This window comes from Candidatus Omnitrophota bacterium, assembly GCA_028716165.1.
Lineage (GTDB): Bacteria > Omnitrophota > Gorgyraeia > JABMRG01 > JABMRG01 > JAQUQI01.
In genome coordinates this window covers 24,572-41,464 of the sequence record JAQUQI010000014.1, presented here as the reverse complement: position 1 = coordinate 41,464, position 16,893 = coordinate 24,572, and the positions used below count along the sequence as shown (strand labels likewise).

The window sequence follows — 16,893 nt, the reverse complement described above, 5'->3', positions numbered from 1 at the left end:
GACTCGGCGCCCTTCACTCACTTCGTTCGTTTCGGGTCGGCCATTCGCCCTTAAAATGCTCCTCTTGGTCGCATTTTATTGCAGGGCTCTCTTCGAGTCCTAAAAATGGTGGGCCCGGTAGGACTCGGCGCCCTTCACTCACTTCGTTCGTTTCGGGTCGGCCATTCGCCCTTAAAATGCTCCTCTTGGTCGCATTTTATTGCAGGGCTCTCTTCGAGTCCTAAAAATGGTGGGCCCGGTAGGACTCGAACCTACGACCAATTGATTATGAGTCAACTGCGCTAACCAACTGCGCTACGGGCCCAAAAGACATTCAGTTTGGGAATTATAGCATAATGCCAATTTCCTTGCAAGAAAAAATTAGGCCAGGCATTGGGCAATCTACGAATATATCGGCATTATAACTGTTAATTATTGCGGTAAGAAACACCGCGCCGGTTTAAAACGCCTGGGATAACAGTTGACGCCATTTTTTAACCCAGCCGTCATTGTGCCCGCAATCGTCCACAATAGTAACCGTTTCGCATTTACTATCCCCTGCCGCGCGGGCAAACCCTTCTATAACACTTATCGGCACAACGCTGTCTCCGGCTCCGGCAAAATGGCATTGAGGTATTTTGGAGATTTTTCCCGCATAATCCGCCGGGTTGAGTGAGCCTTCCAGCTGGCTGACCTTATGATAACGGTTAACTGCCTCATGGTCAAGATTACCGGCAATCGTTATCAAGCCGGACACATCATCTCTTTTGGCGGCAATCAATACAGCCACAGCGGCACCGCCTGAATATCCTATGAGCAAAACATCGCTTGCCCCTGATTGCATTTTTAAAACATCTATCGCTTCATTCATTGAATCTATAACCTCCTGTGAAAAACGCGCCTGCGACCAATATCTATCATGATAATTCCTCTCTTCTTTTTCAGATATATACTGGCATGGCCGGGCAAGATACGCCGTGTTTTTATGCGGATCAATTGCCGCTAATTTTAAGACAAGAGGCTGGGACGGAGTAGGATTACCTGAAACAAACCTTCTGGAACTAAACGCGAACCCGTCCCCTTCTATATATACCCTTAATAAACTGGACGCTTCGTCAAATCTGGTATATGCCGTAAGGCAAAAAAAAGATGTCGCAAGTCTTTGTTTTTTAAAACCGGAATCAACAGCCGTTTTATCCGCCGCTTCCAAGCCGCTGGTAAGATACGAGATTGAATATGCCGGCAAAGGCTTCCATAATGCGAACACAAGAAATACCGCGAAAGCTCTTGCCAAGACGGTAACAAAACTTTTTATCCGGGCATTATTATACGCAATCCGTCTAAACCAAAAGGAAAAATGTTCCATTATATTATCCAGCCTCCGCCAATAACAGAGTTATTCTTATAAAAAACAGCCGCCTGGCCGGGGGTTGGCGCGCTCTGCGGCCTGTTAAAATATACCAAAGCGCCGCCGTCTTGCTGGATTTTCAAAACCGCGCGGGTTTTTGCATGCTTATACCTGATCTTGACATATACGCGATGATCTTTTTTAAGTTCTGCGGACGGCATATTATAAATAGTATTTTTAACTCGCAGGGACCCTTTCATGGTATCACCATAATCTCCTACGGTTATATCTCCTGTCTTATGGTCTATATCAGTCACATAAACAGGGCTTCCGTAAGCTATGCCCAAACCCCGCCTTTGGCCTATAGTAAAAAAACAAGTGCCTTCATGTGATAAAAGCCTTCTGCCAAGCCGGTCTTTAACAATGCCTTTTACTATCGCGCCGCCAAGCCGTTCCCGGAGAAAACGTTTGAGATCATTATCCTGCACAAAACATATTTCCTGCGATTCACCATCGGGCAAAAAACTCAATCCAATCCGTCTGGCAATATAATAAATATCGTTTTTTTTATAATCCCCTACTGGTAATATAAGCCGGGAAAGCGTGTCCTGGCCCAGGCAGAACAGCACATATGACTGGTCTTTGGCCTTATCTCTTGCCTCTTTGATAAAAAACCTGCCGCGTATCAGGCTATAATAGCATCTGGCATAATGGCCGGTGGCGATATAATCAGCGTTAAATCTTCTGGCCTGTTCAATTAATACCGGAAATTTTACCTCCTTATTGCACACAATGCAGGGATTAGGGGTCTGGCCCTGCCTATAGCTGTCTACAAAACTTTCTATCACATCTTCTTTAAATTTTTTTGAGTAATCCACAAAATAATGGGGAACACCGATTTTTGCACATACCTCTTTCGCGCGAGAACAATTGTCCGAAAAAACAGGTAAACCATCCTGCCCTTTCCGGGCGCTTAAAAAGCCCATTGTAATACCTATCACAGAAAAACCTCGTCTGCGCAAAAGGTATGCCGCAACGGATGAATCAACACCGCCGCTCATGGCTAAAACAACCGTCTTATTTCTCATGTTTAAACCGAATCAGGATCAAAAAAGATGCCTTTTAGGCAAAGATTGGATTATTACGCCTTCGCGAAATGATTATAGAGATATTGGATATTGATTATACAGGCGCCTTGCGGCAGGCAATCGTCTGCCGTAAAGCGCCTGTATAATTTATATCATTTTACCAAAGTACATGCCATAACAAATCCGACAAACGATGTAGCAACCATAGACATAAGCTTTATAAGGATATTTAATGCCGGCCCCGCGGTATCCTTGAACGGATCGCCTACGGTATCGCCTGCTACGGCCGCCTTATGAGCAAAACTGCCTTTACCGCCGTGGTTTCCTTCTTCAATATATTTCTTTGCATTATCCCAAGCCCCTCCGGCATTTGCCATCATCACTGCCAAGACAAACCCCGACACAAGGGCGCCTACCAAAAGGCCTATGCCGGCCTCAAGGCCCACAAATATTCCAACCAACACAGGAGCAATTATAGCCAGTAAAGACGGTAGTATCATTTCTTTTTGGGCGGCAGTGGTGGCAATTCCTACGCATGAGGCATAATCTGCCTTTGCCTTGCCCTCCATAAGGCCTTTTATCTCTTTAAATTGGCGCCTGACTTCAACGACAATTTGACCAGCCGCTTTACCCACTGATTTCAACAGCATTGAACAAAATACAAAAGGCAGCATGCCTCCTATGAAAAGGCCGACTATAAGCCTTGGATTAAGCAGGGAAAGATCTTTCATTCCTCCTCCAAGAAAAACTACCTGATCCCTGTAAGCTGCGATAAGAGCCAGCGCGGTAAGCGCGGCAGAGCCTATGGCAAAACCTTTGCCTGTCGCGGCAGTGGTATTTCCCAGAGAATCAAGAGCATCCGTCCTCTTCCTTACCTCGGAACCCAATCCGGACATTTCCGCGTTTCCACCGGCATTGTCAGCAACAGGCCCATAAGCATCGGTAGCAAGAGTAATACCCAGAGTTGAAAGCATGCCGACCGCCGATATGCCCACGCCATATAACCCCATACTTGAATTGGATGCTCCTCCGGCAAAATAAAATGCCGCCAATACGGCCGCGCCGACTACAATAACGGGCAGCGCCGTAGAGAGCATACCTACAGACATGCCGAAAATAACAGCTGTTGCCGGGCCCGTCTCCGCGCTTTGGGCGACCTGTCTGGTCGGGCTATAACGCGCGGACGTATAATATTCTGTTGAAACCCCTATTACAATCCCGCAGAATAAACCCGCAAGCATAGCATAATATATACCTATATACTGCATGCCAAGGACATGTTTGATTATAAAAAAAGACAAGACCACGATAAGTCCGGCGGAGACTATCACGCCTTTTCTTAAAGCCATAAGCAAAGCGCCTTGCGAGGCATTTTCTCTGCTATTTACAAAAAACGATCCAACTATAGAGCACAATATTCCGATACCGGCAATTATCATAGGCGCTATCACGCCATTAATGCCAAGCCCCGCTGAAACAGCCAAAGCCGATGATGCCACAATAGCCCCGACATAAGACTCATAAAGATCAGCTCCCATGCCGGCAACATCTCCGACATTATCACCAACATTATCAGCAATAACGGCGGGATTGCGCGGGTCATCTTCAGGTATGCCTGCTTCAACCTTTCCTACAAGATCAGCTCCCACATCGGCCGCCTTTGTATATATACCTCCTCCTACCCTTGCAAAAAGGGCCTGCAGGCTTGCTCCCAAAGAACGCATCAAAAGTATGCTTGTTACAATAAAGATCTTATCATATCCTACCGGTGCCGGATTATTTGAATAATACCAATCTAATATGTAAAACCACGCAACCAAGTCCAGAAGGCCTAAGCCTACTACAACAAGGCCTAAAACCGTTCCGGCGTTAAAGGCAACCCGCAGGCCCCCATTCAAGCTTGTCTTCGCGGCAAACGCGGTCCTCGCGGAAGCATTGGTAGCCATTTTCATTCCTATATAACCGGACAAGGCGGAAAAAAATCCGCCTGTGAGAAATGCGAAAGGGACAAATATCACAAGATACCCGCAATGTACAAAATATAATAGCAGTAAAAAAACAAACAAAAAAATAATGCCTACCACGGAATACTGTCTTTTGATATAAGCCTGGGCGCCTTCTCTGACAGCGCAGGCTATCTCTTTCATTTTGTCGGTGCCTTCATCCATCTTCATAATCCTAGCCCCTAAGAAGCACGAGAACGCAAGCGCAAGCAACGAGCTCAAAGGTGCCAGTACAAGTAATGGCGACATTCTTTTTCTCCTTTTTTTAAGGTTTAAAAAAATTCCCCACAAACATATAGATGCCGCGGGGGCGCGTCAATCGGATAATTATACAACACGAAAATTCAATTAACAAGAGAAATTTAAAAAATCAAGCCTTAAAAATTACTTTTTATCGTTATCACTTCAATGCCGGGATACAAGGACAGCAGTTTCTTTCTAGTTTCTTCTCCTCCGATAAAAATAGCCGTGGCAAGAGAGTCAGCCAAAAAACAAGAATCAGCTATAACCGTTACAGAACTATATTCGCCGTTAGAAGGATAGCCTGTCCTCGGGTCTATCAGGTGGCTATAGCACTTTCCTTCATACATAAAAAACTGCTCATACCCGCCTGATGTCGCGGCCGCCTTATCGGATAGAGATATGACCTCACAAATATTTTTTTTATCATAAGGGTCTCTTATGCCGACACGCCAGGGTGAGAAAAGGTTTTTTTTACCTAAGCAAAAGATGTCGCCTCCGGCATTTATCATCGCGGACTTGATGCCGGAGATCTTTATCTGGCTTACAGCCTTATCTACCGCATATCCCTTGGCAACAGCTCCAAGGTCTATGCTCATGCCCTTCTTCTTAAAAAATACCTCTTGGCTCTCCGGATTCAGCGCAAGGTTACCGGGACCGGTTAAAACAAGGTTGTCTCTTATATCCTTGGCATCCGGCATTATCTTATTATGTATGCACAGTTTCCACAGTTTGGCGACAGGAGCTATCGTAATATCAAAAACCCCGTCGCTCTCGCGGTTCAGCCTGTCGGAATGGTATATCATGGCAAAAAGCTCTTTGTCCGCGTGAAAAGGACCAACACAAGCAGACCTGTTGAGATTGCTTAATTGGCTTCCAGTATCATACATATCGGCAATCTGCTCAACGCTGTCAATGGCGAGAAAAGCACTATCAAAAACAGGCCCAAAATCATTCCAAACAAAACCGGTCAATACAATGTCAACAAAGGTCCCCATCTTGAATCTGGTACGGGTCTCTGTCTTAAGGCACAAGGTAACTGTTATAGCCAGGCATATAACAATAAAAACCGATTTATATAAAATATTTTTAACGCTCATTTATGTTATTAATCCAAAACTCGGGGCTCATATCTTTGATAAAAGCGGCTCTAAGTCAACGTGTTCGGCAACCAGGCGTTCTATCATTGCGATCTTATCTTTCTCGCCGGGATGTATTTTTACTATCATATTATCAATCTTCGTTACTATCTCAAACGTGTCTTCCTGCACAAGCAGAGCGGGTATTTTGCTCTCCTCAAGCTTGCCCCTTATTTTTCTATTAGGCATCAGCCCGCATGTTATGATAAAACCCGCCAATATATCCTGTTGAGGCTTTCTTCTGCGGTTCTCTCTTAATAGCGCCTTTATTAGGTCGTCCCTGTCGCCTGATGTAATCACAAGGCTCCTTTCGCCCATCTGCCTTAAAACATTGCCCGGTAAACCCGCAGCAACTACAAATTTGTTTATGGCCTTAAGCATGTTCTCGGCCGAACCGCTTATAAACCTGCCTTTCAGCTCATCAGCCACATGTTCCATTGCGGGTGTGTCAAGCACCTTAAGATACGGTATCACGCCAAGAACATTAACGCCTTGGCGCTGAAAACCTTTTCGGACAAGGCTGTCTATCTTCTTGTATTTTGTGTCCTGGACCTTGTTTATTATAACGCCGGCTACTTCAACGCCCGCCTGCTTAAAAAGAGGCAACGAAAGCATAATCTCGTCTATCGGCCTGCCTATCCCGCCGCCGGACACTATGACTACCTTGGAGTTAAGCATCTTGGCGACAACGGCATTAGACATATCAAAAACCGAACCAACGCCCGCGTGGCCGGTACCCTCTATTACGACCAGATCGCTTCCTTCGGATATTTTCTTAAAGGCATTTTTTACCTGTAACTCCAGAGGCTTATGGTCAGGATTATCTATGTATTTCTGGGTAAAACCTTTTTCTATCGCCACAGGCGACATATCCTTCAAATTTGATTTTATACCGAATATCTCCTCTATCAGATATGAATCTTCATCTATATTGTAACCTTGTTCAACAAGATACCGCTGGCCGATTGGTTTTATAAAACTGACATTATTAAATTTCTTCTTAAATAATGCCATCAGACCCAGCGAAAGCGTGGTCTTGCCGTCATTCTGCCGGGTGGCTGCTATAAATATTCTTTTAGGCATGATTTGAAATCCAAAAAAAACCGGTTTTTTTAGACAACTTGCACGCAAGGCCTGTTTTCGCGCGGACAGAATAAATATTTATTTCAAAACCCGGTACGCGCGCAAGAGGCCTAAAACTCCAAAAGCCCGGCCCTGAAGGCCTTAATGTAATTCATTGAATATTCGTCTTTTCCGAGTATGGCATCCTGGGCAATAGAAAAAACCTGCTTTGGCATGTCCTTACCTGACAATAATGCGCCTGTCTGCTTCTGTGTGGGATCCAGTATAGCTGCGTCTATACCGGCATCTATGGCAAGCCTGATAAATACCGCGTTAAGAATATCACGCCTGGGCAGGCCGAATGAAATATTGCTTAAACCGCCTATGCAGCTTATGCCTTTGCCTTTTAATATTTTAACCGCCTCTAAAAAACAGCGCGCCTGGCCGGGCTCTGTGCTAACGGGCTTGACAAGCGGATCTATAAAAACATCCCGCCTGTCTACCCCCTGTAAAGCCGCGTATTTTATTATCTCCTCTGCCACAGAAACCCTGCCCTCAACGTCATCGGGTATACCGTCGTCATTTATGGAAAGCGCTATAATAAAGCATTGCCTGCAGGACATAAAACTTTTCATAAAACCAATCCTGGATTTTTCACCGGTAATAGAATTGACAAAAGGCCTTTTCGCGCATAAGCCTATAGCCTCTTTCACGATACCAGGGTCAGGGCTGTCAATACTTAAACCGCACCCAAATTTCTCTTGCACATTTTCCAGCAGCCAGATAAGATCATCTTTTTCTTTCGCGATAGAAGCGGCCGTATTTATGTCAATATATTGGGCTCCGGACAACAATTGGCTTCCTGCCTCTTCCAACAATACGTCAAGCCTTTTTCCGGCTATGGCTTCTTTTATGTGCCTGCGGGTTGAATTAATCTTTTCGCCTATTATTATCATATACCCGCTTGTTCCTTATAGCTGTCTTCTATAGCCTTTATAATGCAGACTATCGTGTCATTTACCGGGGTTTTTATACCGGCGTTTTTCGCGTATCTTGATATGGCGCCGTTTATAAAATCTATTTCCGTGCGTTTTTTGTTAAGCACATCCTGAAGCATGCTTGAAATATTATCGGCGGTAGACTGGCACACGGATTCAACCTTAGCCAGCGGGTCATCAAATATAAGCTTTATCTTATTTTTCTTGGCCACTTTTACGGCCTCAATAACCAGTTGACGCATCAACTCTTTTATGCCTTCGCGCTTAAGGATTACGCCGTTGGGAACCCGGCATATTGCCGACAAAGGGTTAATACCGGCGTTTATGATAAGCTTGCTCCATAAGGCATTGCCTATATCTTTGGAAGTTTTTGTCATGATACCGGCATCATTTAAGGCATTTGATATGTGGCGGACGTCCCTGAAAAGCTTTCCGTCAAGCTTGCCTATCACCGTGTCCCCTTTGCCGGTGTGTTTTACTCTGCCGTCAGAGATCAGGGTAGCTCCATGTGATGTTATAGCGCAGACAGTCCTGTCCTGCCCCACCATGTCCGATACAAGCTGTAGGTTCCCAATACCGTTCTGCAATGACATCACATTTGTCTCGCCGGAAAGCAAAGGCTTGATTGAGGCAAGCGCGGATTCGGTATCATATGATTTGGTTGCTATAACAACCAGCTCTGACTGCCCTATCAGCTTGGCATCAGCTGTTATATTAACGCTTTGCTTTGCGGCTGTCACGCCTTCTATGGTAATTCCCGATTCTTTAATCTTTTTAGCCCGCTGGGGATGTTTATCCAGCAACCAGACATCATGCCTGCCTTTCTGCCTGGAAAGCAAGCCTGCCAACAAACACCCTATCGCCCCGGGGCCTACTATCGCTATTTTCATATACTGCCTTTGTTGTCTTCCGGATAAAAATTAACCTTCTGCTGTTTCAACCGCCGCATTAGCCTTTGCTCTTGGACTGGCGCAATTTAAGCGCCTCTTCCGGGTTCATGGTATACATATGTTCTCTATCGGGAAAAACGCGGCGCTTGACTTCGTCTTTATAATTCCTTGCCGCATTCTCTATCTGCGAATATATATCGGCATATTGTTTTACGAATTTAGGTTTACGCGGCCTTGTGATGCCGAGCATATCATAGGAAACAAGCGCCTGCCCGTCACAATAAGGCCCGGCGCCAATACCGATAGTAGGTATATCAACGGTCTCGGTAATAATTTTTGCCAACACGTCAGGCACGCATTCAAGCACAAGGCTGAAAACACCCAGACCGCTTAAAACCACGGCCTGTTCAATAATTTTATTCGCGGCGTCAACGTCCTTTCCCTGGACTTTCAAGCCGCCGAGTTCATCCGCCGTCTGGGGCGTAAGGCCTATATGCCCCATAACAGCAATGCCTGAATCCAATATATCCCGGACAACTTCAGGGCAGTATTTAAACCACTCAACTTTGACCGCGCCGCAGCCTGCCTCGTTAATAAATCTTTTGGCATTGGCGGCGGCCTTTGATATGTCCTTTTGATAGGACTCAAAGGGCATATCCCCTACAAGGAGGCTTTTTCTTACCGCCCGGGAGACGGCCTTGGCATGATGTATCATCTCATCCATCGTCATATACTTTGTAGACTCCAGCCCCAGCTCGGTATTGGCAACGCTGTCGCCCACGAGGATTATATCTATTCCCACATCATCAAATATCCTGGCCATCGGATACCCGTAAGCCGTCAGAAGAGTTATAGGCTCTGATCTGGCCTTCATTTGTTTTATCACATCAGGCATAATCATGTTCATATCACATTCAGGAAACTTTTTACTATTCCCGGGTCAAATTCTATACCGCTTTTTTTCTCAATTTCTTTTTTGGCATCATCCCTGCTCATTCCCTTGCGATATGGCCTATCCGTCGTCATGGCATCATAGGCATCGCAAATCTTTATTATCCTTGCCGACAGGGGTATCTCTTCGCCTTTGAGCCCGTCCGGATAACCGGTGCCGTCATAGAGCTCCTGATGATAGCGCACTAAATCTGATAGGGCCGACATGCTTCTTATCGGTTTTATTATATTTACGCCGATTATCACATGTTGTCTCATCTCTTTCTGTTCCTCTTCATTCAACGGGCCTTGTTTTTTCAGAACCTCATCCCTTACCCCTATCTTTCCCACATCGTGTAATACAGCTCCGTTTTTAAGTATCTTCATCATCTCTTCATCAAGGCCCATTTCCCTGCCAAGCCTTTGGGCATAATCAGATACCCTGTCAATATGGCCTCTGCTATAAGGGTCTTTTGCTTCAACCGCAACAGCCAGGGCGGTCACGGTCTCAAGATAGGTCTTTTCAGCGTCTTCATTAAGCAAAAAGTTTTCTATAGCTATAGCGGTTTGGGCCGAGACATTTGATAATAAGGCCGTGTCGTCGCTGCTAAAAGACCGGCCACGCGTTTTATCGCACAATATAATTACGCCTAAAGTATCGTCTTTACAAATCAGCGGCGAAACAACGATAGATTCCCGGGCCAATTTATTCTCATATTCAAACCGCGCAAGCGCGTTTTCTTTGATGTCGGATGCGGTTTCTATGGTTTTTAATCCAAGCGCTTTACCGGTCAGGCCCTGATCCATAGCCAGTTCAGTTTTTCCGGCAGGGTCAAATACCCCAAAACTAACCCTCATCACAAGCCTGTTCTTTTCATTGTTTACAATATATATGGCCCCCGATCTGGCCTCTGTGCCCTGGATCAGAGTCTGCAATATAAGCTCAAGAAGATTTTCTATACCCTTAGTTGATGTAACCGCTGAACCTATCTTGTTCAATATATGCTGGAGCAGTTTTTTTGATTGTTCCAGTTGTTTTATCTTATTCTGTAATTCAGCGGTAATTTTATTAAATGAATTTGCCAGCTGGCCTATCTCCTCATCATTGGCATGTTCAACCCTTTTGTCGTAATTACCGCTTGCGATTATGGCGGCGTTTTTACTGATACGAGACAGTGAGACCATACTTCTTCTGACAAGGTCAAAAGAAGCTAAACTTAATAATACCACAAGAAGTATAGTAATGTTGAAAAAAGGCAGCTGCTTTTCAACCAAAGGAACAATCTGAAAATAATGGATAATAAAAAGTATCAGCAATATCGGCACCAAAGACATGAGAATAAATGCCACGCTGAATTTTTTTTGTAAACTCACCGTGGATAAACTTTCTATCTTTATCTTAGGATTCATACCGCCTCCCTATCATAGAGCAAAAAACAAACATAAATATCAAAAACATTTTTCCTTTTTTCATGCCGCGTTACAGGCCGCGAATAAACAGGCACAGCTCATATGCCGGCCCTGTCAACTATATCAGGAACAAGCCTCTCCCAGCCAATAGGCATAATATGCACCCCGTCGCATATATTCTTTAACCGGCCGATCAGGCCGCACGCTATTCCGACAGATTCTTTTTGTTTGTCCGCGGCAGTATCAATGCGTTCAATAAGCGCTTTTGGCACATATATGCCCGCGACATTATCATTCATATATAATGCCATCTTGGCCGATTTAAGCAATACAATGCCCGCGATTACAGGCACATTATATTTTGACACCTTGTCCATAAAAAGGCCGAACCTTTCCACATCAAAGACAGCCTGTGTCTGAAAAAATTGAGCTCCGGAATCAATCTTTTTTCTCATCTTTATCAATTCAGGTTCAATGGGCTCCGCGCACGGATTAACAACCGCGCCCAGGCAAAAATCAGGCTTGCCATTAAGCTTATTTCCCGACATGTCCCTGCCCTGGCAAAGGCCTCTGGCAACGTTAAGGAGCTGGACCGCATCCAGATCAAATACCGGTTTTGCCCCAGGGTGATCTCCGCTGGCAGGATGGTCTCCTGTAAGTATCAGGACATTGCCGATACCGAGAGCTGATGCTGAAAGCAAATCCGAGGAAAGGGCAAGCCTGTTCCTGTCACGGCATGTAAGCTGAAATATAGGGTCAATGCCCGCTTGTTTAAGCATGTAACAGCCTGCCAAAGACCCAAGCCTCATAACAGCGCTTTGCAAGTCAGTAACATTTACAGCATCAACTTTTCCGGCAAGAGGCCTGGCATCTTCAACCATCCTAAAAATATCAGTGCCTTTCGGAGGAGCTGTTTCGCTTGTTACTATAAATTTTTTTGCCTTTATGGCTTCTCTTAGACCCATATCAAACTATCACCTTTTGGGGCCTTGACTGCAACGAATAATCGCGGGGACAAGCTATCTTTTCCATGTTCTCCAGTTTGCGCAATACCTTAAGCCTTTCATATATCAGTATCCACGCGCAATCCTTTTCCCTGTCAACCTCGCATTTTTTATTTTTGGAACCGCCGCATGGGCCGTTAAGCAAACCCTTGGCGCACATCGTTATCGGACATATGGCATCCGTCTTGTCAATAATACACTCGCCGCAAAGGACACACTTCTGCGAAAAATGCCCGCCGCGTTCAAATTCTCCTAAAAAAAGAGTATCAAGCGCCGGTAGGACCGTTTTGCCCATAATACCGTCTTTTATAGCTTGCACTCCGTCGCCGCATGTAAGGGCCAATATGGCATCCGCGCCCTTTATGGCGTCTTTGTTCTGATAGGCGAATTGCTTTACCTTAACGAGATGACAGGCCGGGTCAAGTATGGCTTTACCTGTTGCAACCTTGCCTTCTGCCTCAAGCAATGCCTGCATATCGCAAAGCTGTTGTTCGCCGCCGGTCTTGCACATGGTAGCGCATTGCGCGCAACCTATCAGGAATACAGACTTATAACCTTTAAGCATTCCCAAAATAACTTCTGTCTCTTTCTTCCTCGTGACTATCATAGCGCGTTGACCTGCCGTTTAAAAAGTTCTATACAATTTCTCATAAGTATAATTGTCGTCAAAGGGCCGACGCCTCCGGGTACCGGAGAGATATGAGAAGCCCTGCCCAAGGCTTTGCTGTATTCTACATCACCTACTATCTTGTCTTTAATCATATTTATTCCGACATCAATAACCACGGCCCCCGGCCTTATCCATTCACCCTTAACCAGCTCCGGTTTGCCGACAGAAACAACAAGCACCTCCGCTCTCCTGATATGCTCTAAAAGCATGCCCCTGTTATAGGTCTCTACATGGCATACGGTTACTGTGCATAACCTGTCAAGCAAAAGCATGGCGAGCGGCTTTCCAACAATCCCGCTGTGGCCTATAATGACCGCTTCCCGGCCCTTTAACTGTTCTCCTGAAATGGCAAGCAATTCCATAACAGCCGATGCCGTAGGCGGCACCACCTTATAGGAGTTAAGCAGAAGCTTACCTTTATTTTCGGGATTAACGCCTTCGGCATCTTTGTCGGATGATACAAAAGAGGAGAGTTTTACCATATCAAAACGGCCGGGCAAAGGGGATTGCAGGATAATACCGTTTATTGACTCGTCATCGTTTAGGGATAAAATGCTGTCAACAAGGTCTTTCTCTTTGCAGGAAGCGGGTAATTCTATAAGCCTGTATTCTATGCCTATTTCTTCGGCAACTTTTTTCTGCGAATTCACATATAACGAGAAAGGGGTTTCGGTACCTATCTGGACAGCGGCAAGCCGCGGGGCATACCCCAAAGAGTCTTTTAACCCGGCTATCTCTTCCTTCAGGCGCCGTTTGATCTCGCCGGCCCTTAGTTTGCCATCAAGTATTCTGGCCGGCATCAGGCATCCATCCTTTCCATAATAACCGACAATATCTTGGACTTTATCTGCTTCATGTCTTTTTGCAGAGCGGAATAAGCCTGTATCTTTGAACGGGCGAAAGACTTGTCTTTAATAAAACGAGTATTGGAATTTATGTTTGTCAATCCTGTTTCAAACGCGGCATCCAGATCATGTATAGCTGAAACAATATCGGAAAGGATAGATTTTTTCCCCGCATAAGAAAGCTCAAGGGCCGCTATAGCCGCCTCGTAACAATAATCGCACACCTTTTGGGCCGGAACTATTGCTTTTTTAACGGCCTTCTGGAAATCGGCGGAATCCCGGGCATATTTCTTGAAAGCCAATGCCAGGCTTTCATAGGCCTGGGCATCTTTATCAATAAGCAAGGTAAATTTCGCTCTTAAATTTTCAGACTTTTTTAAAGACTTCTGCGCCCTTTCTTTATAACCGTTAAAACCCTTGTTAGACAAAGTAAAATGGGCCACCATGCTCAAAAGTCCGCAACCCAAGGCTCCGGCAAGCGCCGAAGCGCTTCCTCCCCCGGGAACCGGCCTCGGCCCGGCAAGGCAATCCAGATATGATTTTATACTCTTATTCGCGTATCCCATGGATTTTGCCAAAAATTATAATCGTCCTCATCACTTATTTATTATATCCGAACAACAAAATAACTCAAGGATTAATTGGCCCGTTTTGTATTGTCTTAAAATAGGCCTTTTATCTTCCCAAGAGTATCCACATCAATACCCCATGCCGCAGGGCATTTCGGCAAACCGGGCAAAAGTAATATATCGCCGCATACAGGCACAACAAAACCCGCTCCGGCAAAAACCCTTATATCATTCACCTTAAGCTTCCAACCGCTCGGCGCGCCTTTAAGCATGTGATTATCAGAAAACGAAAATTGGGTTTTGGCAATATTGACCAATAGGTTTCCAAGGCCGATATCCTCAATTGTATCCAATGCCTTTCCCGCTCTATCGCTTATCCAAACAGACCCGGCGCCGTATATCTTTGTCGCGATAATTTTGATTTTTTCTTTCAGCCCGGATGATGTATTATACAAAAATCTAAACGCGCAAGCCCTGTTTTTAATGGATTTTATACAGGCATTGGCAAGATCCAGGGCGCCCTTGCCGCCGCGCTTAACGGCATCCGATAAATAGCTCTCTGCGCCGAAATCATCGCATGCCCTTTTTATATCGTCAATGTCTTTGATCGTATCGGATGGAAACCGGTTTATGGCAACTATAGGCTCTATACCGAAACTCCTTATTACGCCTATATGCCTTTTAAGATTCGGCAAACCCTGAATATCAACAGCCCGTTTTGAAGCAACAAGGACTGCCAGCGACGGTTTAATGTTACCCTGCCTGCAGACTATATCAAAAAACTTTTCCGCCCCAAGATCAGCGCCAAAACCGCTTTCCGTAATCACATAATCACACAATTTAAGCCCGGTAAGAATAGCTATAAGGCTATTAGCGCCGTGGGCGATATTGGCAAAAGGCCCGCAGTGCACAAACGCGGGCCCGCCTTCCAGGGTCTGAACCAAATTAGGCATAAGAGCGTTTGCAAGAAGAGCGCCCATTGCTCCGACAGCCCCTAATGCCTTTGCCGTGACCGGTTCCTTCGTATTTGAAAAAGCCGCTATAATCCGGGACAACCTGTTTTTGAGATCGGCTATGTTTTTGCTCAATGCCAAAACCGCCATAATTTCTGAAGCGGCTATTATATCAAAACCGCTTTTATACGAAATGCCCTTTTTGATGGTAAAACGTATATCGCGCAGTGTCCTGTCGCTGATATCAATAGCGCGCTTTATTTGTATGCTGTTTTTATCAACCGCCAATTTATTGCCAAAATAAATACTGCTGTCAAGCATGGCGCATAAAAGATTATTGGCGGCAGAAACCGCGTACGCGTCACCGGTAAAATGCAGGTTTATATCCTCCATCGGTATTACCTGTGAATAGCCGCCGCCGCAGGCTCCGCCTTTTATGCCGAACATTGGGCCAAGAGACGGTTCGCGCAGGCACAGGATGGCCTTTTTGCCCAATAAATTGAACGCCTGGGCCAAGCCGACTGCCGTGGAGGTTTTGCCTTCCCCGTGTTTTGTAGGGGTCATAGACGTGACCAATATAAGCCTGCCATCAGGCTTGTCTTTTAACCTGTCGTATGCTGAAAGCGACACCTTAGCGATATGCCTGCCGTATGGGAATAACTCACCCTCATTAATACCGGCATCTTTGGCTATACGGGTTATCGGCCTCGGGCGCGCCTTTTGAGCAATATTGATATCCGAAATCATAGCTGTCCTGTGGTTATGCCAATATTATTGCCGAAACTTCGCCTATGCACAGGGGAATATCCTATTCGCCTGATAGCAAGCATATGAGACGCGGTCCCATACCCTTTATGACGGGCAAAACCATATTCGGGAAATATCTGGTCATAAAATTTTAAAAGCCTGTCCCTGGTCACCTTTGCTATAATAGAAGCGCAGGCTATGGACAGGCTTTTTTGGTCACCGCGGATTATGCACCTTTGGTCAACCTGGATCCTTAAGCGCATATTGCCGTCAATCAATAACAAATCCGGCCTAATACATAGATTCAGTACGGACATCCGCATCGCAACCATTGTGGCCTGGTATATATTAATCCTGTCAATATCGTCTTCCGCTACAATACCTATTCCGATAAACGCCTTATTTAATATCTGCCCGTAGGCCAGTTGGCGCGCGGATGGAGAAAGCCTTTTTGAATCGTCAATCGCGCAAGAAAAATCATAGCTCTTAAGTATCACTGAAGCCGCGACAACGGGGCCGGCCAAAGGCCCTCTGCCGGCTTCATCTATACCGGCAATAAATTTATAACCACCGGCCTTTGCCTTTAATTCTTCGCCTATCAGGCAATTATTGCTTCGCGTCCTGGCCAATCTTTTCCTCAATTACCGTCTTCTTACCGACTTTGCTTCTAAGATAATAGAGCTTGGCCCGCCTTGACCGTCCGCGCTTGATCAATTCAATCTTATCAATGCTCGGAGAATGGAGGGGAAACGTCCTCTCCAGGCCTTCTCCATAGGAAACGCGCCTCAATGTGAACGTCTCTCCCGTGCCGGAGCCTTTTCTGGCTATCACAATACCTTCAAAGGCCTGCAGCCTCTGCTTGTCCTCTTCAACGATCTTAACAAATACTTTCAAGGTGTCTCCGACTGAAAATTGTGTCAGGCCTTTCTTGGTATATTTTTCTTCAACCATTTTTATCTTATCCATCTCCATTGCTCCTTTATCGTTTTTACGCCTAATATGTTATTATTTTAGGATA

Annotated in this window: 16 protein-coding genes and 1 tRNA gene; all 17 read right to left on the bottom strand. The window is 45.4% G+C overall.

Features of this window, described 5'->3' with window-relative positions:
* Positions 1-227: 227 nt before the first annotated feature.
* A tRNA-Ile gene (locus PHV77_06735) sits at positions 228-304 on the bottom strand.
* Between the two features lie 135 nt (positions 305-439).
* Entirely contained in the window at positions 440-1,345 is a 906-nt protein-coding gene (locus tag PHV77_06730) for an alpha/beta hydrolase (GenBank protein MDD5504983.1), read from the bottom strand.
* A complete protein-coding gene (mnmA, locus tag PHV77_06725) occupies positions 1,345-2,415 on the bottom strand; it encodes a tRNA 2-thiouridine(34) synthase MnmA (GenBank protein ID MDD5504982.1) in 1,071 nt (356 codons plus the stop codon). Before mnmA ends, PHV77_06730 begins: the two co-directional genes overlap by 1 nt.
* A gap of 152 nt (positions 2,416-2,567) precedes the next feature.
* Complete coding sequence (locus tag PHV77_06720; GenBank protein MDD5504981.1) at positions 2,568-4,667, bottom strand: sodium-translocating pyrophosphatase; 2,100 nt, start codon at positions 4,665-4,667, stop codon at positions 2,568-2,570.
* 128 nt (positions 4,668-4,795) lie between these two features.
* Positions 4,796-5,758, bottom strand: coding sequence for an FAD:protein FMN transferase (locus PHV77_06715; protein ID MDD5504980.1), 963 nt, complete (start codon positions 5,756-5,758; stop codon positions 4,796-4,798).
* 27 nt (positions 5,759-5,785) lie between these two features.
* On the bottom strand, positions 5,786-6,880 hold the full coding sequence (locus tag PHV77_06710; protein ID MDD5504979.1) for an AAA family ATPase: 1,095 nt from the start codon (positions 6,878-6,880) through the stop codon (positions 5,786-5,788).
* Between the two features lie 110 nt (positions 6,881-6,990).
* Positions 6,991-7,815 carry a dihydropteroate synthase gene (locus PHV77_06705; protein MDD5504978.1) on the bottom strand — a complete coding sequence of 275 codons (825 nt, stop codon included), beginning with the start codon at positions 7,813-7,815 and terminating at the stop codon, positions 6,991-6,993.
* A complete protein-coding gene (locus PHV77_06700; GenBank protein MDD5504977.1) occupies positions 7,812-8,747 on the bottom strand; it encodes a 2-dehydropantoate 2-reductase in 936 nt (311 codons plus the stop codon). The genes PHV77_06705 and PHV77_06700 overlap by 4 nt, the downstream gene beginning before the upstream one ends.
* 58 nt (positions 8,748-8,805) lie before the next feature.
* The gene (gene panB, locus PHV77_06695) at positions 8,806-9,654 is read right to left on the bottom strand and encodes a 3-methyl-2-oxobutanoate hydroxymethyltransferase (protein ID MDD5504976.1); all 849 of its coding nucleotides are present in this window, start codon (positions 9,652-9,654) and stop codon (positions 8,806-8,808) included.
* On the bottom strand, positions 9,651-11,087 hold the full coding sequence (locus PHV77_06690; GenBank protein ID MDD5504975.1) for an HD domain-containing protein: 1,437 nt from the start codon (positions 11,085-11,087) through the stop codon (positions 9,651-9,653). Before PHV77_06690 ends, panB begins: the two co-directional genes overlap by 4 nt.
* Positions 11,088-11,185: 98 nt before the next feature.
* A complete protein-coding gene (locus tag PHV77_06685) occupies positions 11,186-12,052 on the bottom strand; it encodes a methylenetetrahydrofolate reductase (GenBank protein ID MDD5504974.1) in 867 nt (288 codons plus the stop codon).
* Between the two features lies 1 nt (position 12,053).
* Positions 12,054-12,698 (bottom strand): methylenetetrahydrofolate reductase C-terminal domain-containing protein, encoded by a 645-nt coding sequence (locus tag PHV77_06680; GenBank protein ID MDD5504973.1) that lies wholly within the window; start codon positions 12,696-12,698, stop codon positions 12,054-12,056.
* Entirely contained in the window at positions 12,695-13,561 is an 867-nt protein-coding gene (locus tag PHV77_06675; protein ID MDD5504972.1) for a bifunctional 5,10-methylenetetrahydrofolate dehydrogenase/5,10-methenyltetrahydrofolate cyclohydrolase, read from the bottom strand. The genes PHV77_06680 and PHV77_06675 overlap by 4 nt, the downstream gene beginning before the upstream one ends.
* The gene (locus PHV77_06670) at positions 13,561-14,184 is read right to left on the bottom strand and encodes a cyclodeaminase/cyclohydrolase family protein (protein MDD5504971.1); all 624 of its coding nucleotides are present in this window, start codon (positions 14,182-14,184) and stop codon (positions 13,561-13,563) included. Before PHV77_06670 ends, PHV77_06675 begins: the two co-directional genes overlap by 1 nt.
* A gap of 83 nt (positions 14,185-14,267) precedes the next feature.
* On the bottom strand, positions 14,268-15,875 hold the full coding sequence (locus tag PHV77_06665; GenBank protein ID MDD5504970.1) for a formate--tetrahydrofolate ligase: 1,608 nt from the start codon (positions 15,873-15,875) through the stop codon (positions 14,268-14,270).
* The gene (locus PHV77_06660) at positions 15,872-16,516 is read right to left on the bottom strand and encodes a ribonuclease HII (GenBank protein MDD5504969.1); all 645 of its coding nucleotides are present in this window, start codon (positions 16,514-16,516) and stop codon (positions 15,872-15,874) included. The genes PHV77_06665 and PHV77_06660 overlap by 4 nt, the downstream gene beginning before the upstream one ends.
* Positions 16,482-16,841: a 50S ribosomal protein L19 gene (rplS, locus tag PHV77_06655; protein ID MDD5504968.1), complete on the bottom strand. Its 360-nt coding sequence runs from the start codon at positions 16,839-16,841 to the stop codon at positions 16,482-16,484. The genes PHV77_06660 and rplS overlap by 35 nt, the downstream gene beginning before the upstream one ends.
* Between the last annotated feature and the right edge of the window lie 52 nt (positions 16,842-16,893).